Origin of the sequence: Dietzia cercidiphylli, assembly GCF_014145145.1 — a bacterium.
GTDB lineage: Bacteria > Actinomycetota > Actinomycetes > Mycobacteriales > Mycobacteriaceae > Dietzia > Dietzia natronolimnaea.
This window is the reverse complement of the sequence record NZ_JAALEA010000343.1, coordinates 1-5886: the sequence shown is the minus strand read 5'-3', so window position 1 is coordinate 5886 and position 5886 is coordinate 1. Positions and strand designations below refer to the sequence as shown.

The window sequence follows — 5886 nt, the reverse complement described above, 5'->3', positions numbered from 1 at the left end:
CGCGATCCCGGTCTCCTTCTCGACCTTTTCGAGCACCGCGTCCGAATTGGCGGCGTCGCGCACCGCCGAGGTCGCCAGGGCCATGACCTCGCGGCACTTGGTGGCCTTGGCCAGATCGGCGGCCTCGTTGACCGCGTCGATCAGCCGGGCGATGCCGGTCTTCGAGATGTTGTCGTCCTCATCGAGGTACTCGATCAGCCGCAGACGGGTCTTGGAGTCGTTCATGGGCGTGGGGTGCCCGCCGCGATGGGCGTCGACCACCACGAAATGGACCGTGTTGCTCCCGACGTCCAGGACACCTAATCTCACACGCCCACCCTAAACGGTCTACGGTCGCAGGTTGTGACCGCCACCGAACGCACCAGCACCCCGGGCGCGCCCGCCGCGGAAGTCCCCCTCGACTTCCCCCGCGAGTGGTACAGCTTCCCGGACCCCGCGAACGACCAGCACCTCGTCTCCGCGGACATGACCTGGCTGCTGTCCTCGTGGACCTGCGTGTTCGGCACCCCGGCCTGCCACGGCATCGAGGCCGACCAGCCCGACTCCGGCTGTTGTACGCACGGGGCGTTCCTGTGTGACGACGACGACCGCGCGCGACTGACCGTGAACGTCGAACTCCTGGGACCCGAGGACTGGCAGCACCGTGGGGCCGCGCTGGAGGCCGCGGAGGCCGAGGGCGGCGATCTCGAGCCGTGGCTGGAAGAGGACGAGCTCACCGGGGACGACGGCGAGCCCGAGCCCGCCCTGCGGACGAGGCGCCACGGCGGGCGATGCGTGTTCTTCAACGACGTCGGCTTCCCGGCCGGCTCGGGCTGCGCCCTGCACCACATGGCCCTGAGGACGGGGCGGACCCTGCCCGAGTCGAAGCCGGACGTGTGCTGGCAACTGCCCATCCGCCGCACGCAGGAGTGGGAGGCCCGGCCCGACGAGGTGGAGGTCCTCCACACCCGTATCGGCGAGTACGACCGCCGCGGCTGGGGCCCCGGCGGGCTGGACCTCGACTGGTACTGCACCGGATCGCCCGAGGCGCACGTCGGGGCCGACCCGGTGTTCGTCTCGCTGCGCGACGAGCTGGTGGAGTTGCTGGGGGCCGACTGCTACGAGGTGCTGGCCGCGGCGTGCCGGCGCCGCCGCCAGCTGGGGATCGTCGCCGTGCACCCCGCGACGGAGCGGGCGACTTCCTAGTCGACCACTCCCATTCCGGACCGGACGAGCCGGTCAAATCCCGATCTGGACCGGACGAGCCGGTCAGCCCTCGAACTTGTAGCCCAGGCCCCGGACCGTCACCAGGTGGACCGGCTTGCCCGGGTCCTGCTCGATCTTCGAGCGCAGCCGCTTGACGTGGACGTCCAGAGTCTTGGTGTCCCCCACGTAGTCCGACCCCCAGACGCGGTCGATCAGCTGACCGCGGGTGAGCACCCGGCCCGAGTTGCGCAGCAGGTACTCGAGCAGGTCGAACTCCTTGAGCGGGAGGGTCACCACCGACCCGCGGACGGTCACCGTGTGCCGCTCGATGTCCAGGCGCACCGGGCCCGACTCCAGGACACCGATGTCGTCCGGCTGGTCTCCCTCCGTGTCCGCGCCGCGCCTGAGCACGGCCCGGATGCGGGCGATGAGTTCGCGGGCCGAGTAGGGCTTGGTCACGTAGTCGTCGGCCCCCAACTCCAGCCCGACCACCTTGTCGATCTCGCTGTCCCGCGCGGTCACCATGATGACCGGGACGCTCGAGGTCACCCGCAGGCGCTTGCACACGTCGGTTCCGGACATGCCCGGGAGCATGAGGTCCAGCAACACGATGTCCGCGCCCTCCGCGTCGAAGCTCTCCAGCGCGGTCGGGCCGTCGCCGGCGATGGTGACCTCGAAGCCCTCCTTGCGCAGGAGAAACGCCAACGGATCCGCGAGCGAAGCCTCGTCCTCTACGATCAGCACCCTGGTCACGGCACCTGGTCCTCTCCTTGTTGGTCGTGCTCGGCGGGGGGCGGGGCCCCCTCGCCACCCGGCTCCACATGGGCCGGGAGTTCGAGTGTGAACGTGGACCCGGTCCCGGGCCTGCTCCAGATGCTGACGCCGCCGTTGTGGTTCTGGGCGACGTGCTTGACGATCGCCAACCCCAGCCCGGTCCCGCCGGTGGCCCGGGACCGGGCCTTGTCCACGCGGAAGAACCGTTCGAACACGCGGGTCTGGTGCTCGGGCGCGATGCCGATCCCCCGGTCGGTGACCCGCAGCATCACGGTGTCCCCGTCGAGCGCCCGCGTGATCGAGACCGGGGTGCGCTCCGGCGAGTAGTTGACGGCGTTGGAGATGAGGTTGGTCAACGCGGTGACCAGCAGTGTCCAGTCGCCCGAGATCTCGAGCCCGGAGGGCGCGTCGGTGATCAGCTCGATCCCGGCCGCCTCCGCCGCGGACGCCGACCTGCGCATGGCCTCGTCCACCACGGCGTCCACGTCCACCGGCTCGGGATCGCGGATCCGCTCGGCGCCCTGGAGCCGGGACAGCTCGATGAGCTCGGAGACCATCTTGCCCAGCCTGTGGGCCTCGCTCACCACGCGGCCGCCGAAGTACTCGACCGACTCCGGGTCGTCCTTGGACTCCAGCAGCGCCTCGGCCAACACGGCCATGGCCCCCACCGGTGTCTTGAGCTCGTGGGAGACGTTGGCCACGAAGTCGCGCCGGGCGGCCTCCATGCGCCGCTGCTCGGAGTCGTCGTCGGCGAACACCACCGCGAACTGACCGAGGTGTCCGCCGAGGATCTCGCTGCGGCCGCTCACCGACGGGATCCGGCGGCGCCCCGTGATGACCTTGGCGGGCAGGTCGAACGCCGAGGGCTCGCCGCCGGCGAAGGTGATCTCGGCCGCGCGCCACACCGGGTCCACCAGGAGCCGGTCGTCCACGATGCCCAGCTCCGCGGCGCGACGGTTGTAGAGCACCACGTCCTGGTGTCGGTCCACCACGGCGAGCGCGTACGGCGCCTGGTGGTACACCGCCCGCAGGACCTCCAACCGGCTCGGACCCTGCTGTTCGGCGAGCCGGAGCTCACGGCGGGCGTTGAGCCGGGGGACGACGAACCCGCCGACGACAAAGCCGACCACTGCGGCGATGATCGCGAGGGCGATCCCGAGACTGACCTGCACGAGGCAGATACTACGGTGCGGCGAATCGGCGACCACAACGGAGAACCCCCGTCCATCTGCGGGAAGTCCGCAGGTGGACGGGGGTTCGCCGCGTGTTCACCGGAGCGACACCTACTTCTGGGCGCCCTGGCTGGCGACGGCCGCGGCTCCCGCGGCCGCGGCCTCCGGGTCGAGGTAGGTGCCCCCCGGGTTGGAGACCAGACCGGAGTCGTCGAAGCGGTAGACCAGCGGGATGCCGGTGGGGATGTTCAGGCCCGCGATGTCCTCGTCGGAGATGCCGTCGAGGTGCTTGACAAGTGCGCGCAACGAGTTCCCGTGCGCGGCCACCATGACCGTCTTACCCTCCGCCAGCTGCGGCGCGATCTCGGCCGCGTAGTACGGGATGAAGCGGTCCACCACGTCCTTGAGGCACTCGGTCAGCGGCACCTCCGGCAGGTCCGCGTAGCGGGGGTCCGCCGACTGCGAGTACTCGTTGTCCGCATCGATCGCCGGCGGCGGCGTGTCGTAGCTCCGGCGCCAGAGCATGAACTGCTCGTCGCCGAACTCGTCCTTGATCTCCGCCTTGTTGAGGCCCTGGAGCTTGCCGTAGTGCCGCTCGTTGAGCTTCCAGTGCCGCACCACGGGGATCCAGTGCCGGTCGCAGGCGTCGAGCGCGATGTTGGCCGTGGTGATGGCCCGACGCAGCAGCGAGGTGTACAGCACGTCCGGGAGGATGCCCTCCTCGGCGAGGAGTCTGCCGCCGCGGACCGCCTCCTCGCGTCCGAGGTCGGTGAGGTCCACATCGACCCATCCGGTGAACTGGTTGGAGGCGTTCCACGTGGACTGACCGTGACGCAGCAGGACGAGGGTTCCGTAAGCCATACGGCCATTATGACCCGACGCCCGAGGACTACGGTGCAGACATGACCACACACGCCGGAGACACCCCCGATCGACCCGACCGGCCGTGGACCGCCCACTACACCCCGGGCACCACACATAACCTCGACTACGGCACCACCACGCTCATCGACCAGTTCGACGACGCCGTGCGCACCTACGCCGACCGGCCCGCGACCGAGTTCTTCGGCCGACTGACCCCCTACTCCGAGATCGGCAGCCGGGTCCGCCACGCTGCCGAGGGACTGCGTCGCCTCGGGGTGGGGCGCGGGGACCGGGTCGCGGTCCTGCTGCCCAACTGTCCGCAGGGGATCGTCGTGTTCTACGCCGCGCTGCGGATCGGCGCGATCGTGGTCGAGCACAACCCGCTCTACACCGCCGACGAGCTCGAGGGCCCGTTCGCCGACCACGGCGCGAGGGTGGTGGTGACCTGGAACGTCGTCGCCGGGATGGTGCGCGAGCTGGCCGACCGCCCCGGCACGGAGATCGAGCACATCGTCGCCGTCGACCTGCTCGACGAGCTCCCCGCGGCCAAGCGCCTGGCGCTGAAGCTCCTGCCCGTCCCGTCGCTCCGCGCCTCGCGGGCCAAGCTCTCCGCGCCCGCTCCCGGGACGCTGGACTGGCGCGAGCTGGAGACCGGGCCGGAGCTGGACTTCTCGTATCCCCGCCCGAAGGCCGACGACCTCGCGCTGATCCTGTACACCTCCGGCACCACCGGCACGCCCAAGGGCGCCACGCTCTCGCACGCCAACCTCGTGGCCAACGCCAAGATGGGCGAGGCCTGGGTGCCCGAGCTCGAGCTGGGGCGCGAGCGGTTCCTGGCCTCGCTGCCGATGTTCCACGCCTACGGGGTGACGCTCTGCGTGGTGATCGGGATCGCGGTGGGTGCCCGGCTGCAGCTCGTGCCCGCGCCCGAGATGGACCTCATCATGCCGATCCTGGCCAAGGACCTGCCCACCTTCATCCCGGCCGTCCCCCCGATCTACTCCAAGATCCTCGAGGAGGCCGGCAGGCGGGGCATCCCGCTGCACGGCATCCGGCACTCGCTGTCCGGCGCCATGAGCCTGCCCGACGAGCTCATCGAGAGGTGGGAGGCCGCGACCGGGGGCCTGCTCGTGGAGGGGTACGGGATGACCGAGACCTCGCCCATCACGGTGGGCAACCCCATGTCGACGGCGAGGCGGGCCGGCAGCATCGGCGTCCCCTTCCCGGACACCGACATCCGTGTCGCGGACAAGGACGACCCCTCGGTCGACGCACCGGCTGGCGAGCCCGGTGAACTGTTGGTCAAGGGGCCGCAGGTGTTCCCGGGCTACTGGCGCAACGAGAAGGCGACCGCCGAGACCTTCCACGACGGCTGGATCCGCACCGGCGACGTGGTGGTGCAGGACCCCGACGGCTTCCTGCACGTGGTGGACCGGATCAAGGAGATGATCGTCACCGGCGGGTTCAACGTCTACCCGTCCGAGGTCGAGGCGGTCCTGCGCACGGCCCCGGGCGTGGCCGACTGCGCGGTGGTGGGACGGCGCGGACCGGACGGGGGCGAGCAGGTCGTGGCCGCGGTCGTGCTCGAACCGGACACCGAGCTCGACGCCCCGGCCCTGCGCGCCCACTGCAAGGCCTCACTCGCCGGGTACAAGGTCCCCCGGGAATTCGTGGCGCTGGGCGAGCTGCCCACCAACCCGATGGGCAAGGTCCTGCGCAAGAAGGTCGCCGAGCAGCTCTGACGGGAGCCGCGACGCCCGCACCCGCGACGCCCCACACCGTCGACGCCCCACACCGTCGAGAAGAGCGTCCCGCACACATCGGCCGAGAAGAGGGTGAGCGGAACGCTCTTCTCGACGGAGAGGCGGTCGCCGGGGCGGTCGCCGGGGGG

At 70.6% G+C, this 5886-nt stretch carries 6 protein-coding genes; 2 read left to right on the top strand and 4 right to left on the bottom strand.

The features are described 5' to 3' along the window. On the bottom strand, positions 1 to 309 hold a 309-nt coding region (locus G6028_RS12345; RefSeq protein WP_422110536.1), incomplete at its 3' end, for a Ppx/GppA phosphatase family protein. Positions 310 to 342: 33 nt separating this feature from the next. Between G6028_RS12345 and G6028_RS12340 the strand changes: the two genes are divergently transcribed. Further along, positions 343 to 1185 (top strand): DUF3109 family protein, encoded by an 843-nt coding sequence (locus tag G6028_RS12340; RefSeq protein ID WP_182659040.1) that lies wholly within the window; start codon positions 343 to 345, stop codon positions 1183 to 1185. A gap of 63 nt (positions 1186 to 1248) precedes the next feature. Here G6028_RS12340 and G6028_RS12335 read toward each other — a convergent pair whose 3' ends face one another. From G6028_RS12335 to G6028_RS12325, 3 genes are all read right to left on the bottom strand, one after another. Next, positions 1249 to 1938, bottom strand: a complete 690-nt coding sequence (locus G6028_RS12335; protein WP_179523391.1) for a response regulator transcription factor — start codon at positions 1936 to 1938, stop codon at positions 1249 to 1251. Continuing rightward, complete coding sequence (locus tag G6028_RS12330) at positions 1935 to 3131, bottom strand: sensor histidine kinase (RefSeq protein WP_179523392.1); 1197 nt, start codon at positions 3129 to 3131, stop codon at positions 1935 to 1937. The genes G6028_RS12335 and G6028_RS12330 overlap by 4 nt, the downstream gene beginning before the upstream one ends. A gap of 111 nt (positions 3132 to 3242) precedes the next feature. Further along, positions 3243 to 3992, bottom strand: a complete 750-nt coding sequence (locus tag G6028_RS12325) for a phosphoglyceromutase (protein WP_179523393.1) — start codon at positions 3990 to 3992, stop codon at positions 3243 to 3245. 41 nt (positions 3993 to 4033) lie between these two features. On the opposite strand from G6028_RS12325, the gene G6028_RS12320 reads away from it, so the two are divergent. Next, positions 4034 to 5737 carry a long-chain-fatty-acid--CoA ligase gene (locus tag G6028_RS12320; RefSeq protein WP_182659039.1) on the top strand — a complete coding sequence of 568 codons (1704 nt, stop codon included), beginning with the start codon at positions 4034 to 4036 and terminating at the stop codon, positions 5735 to 5737. Positions 5738 to 5886 lie beyond the last annotated feature (149 nt).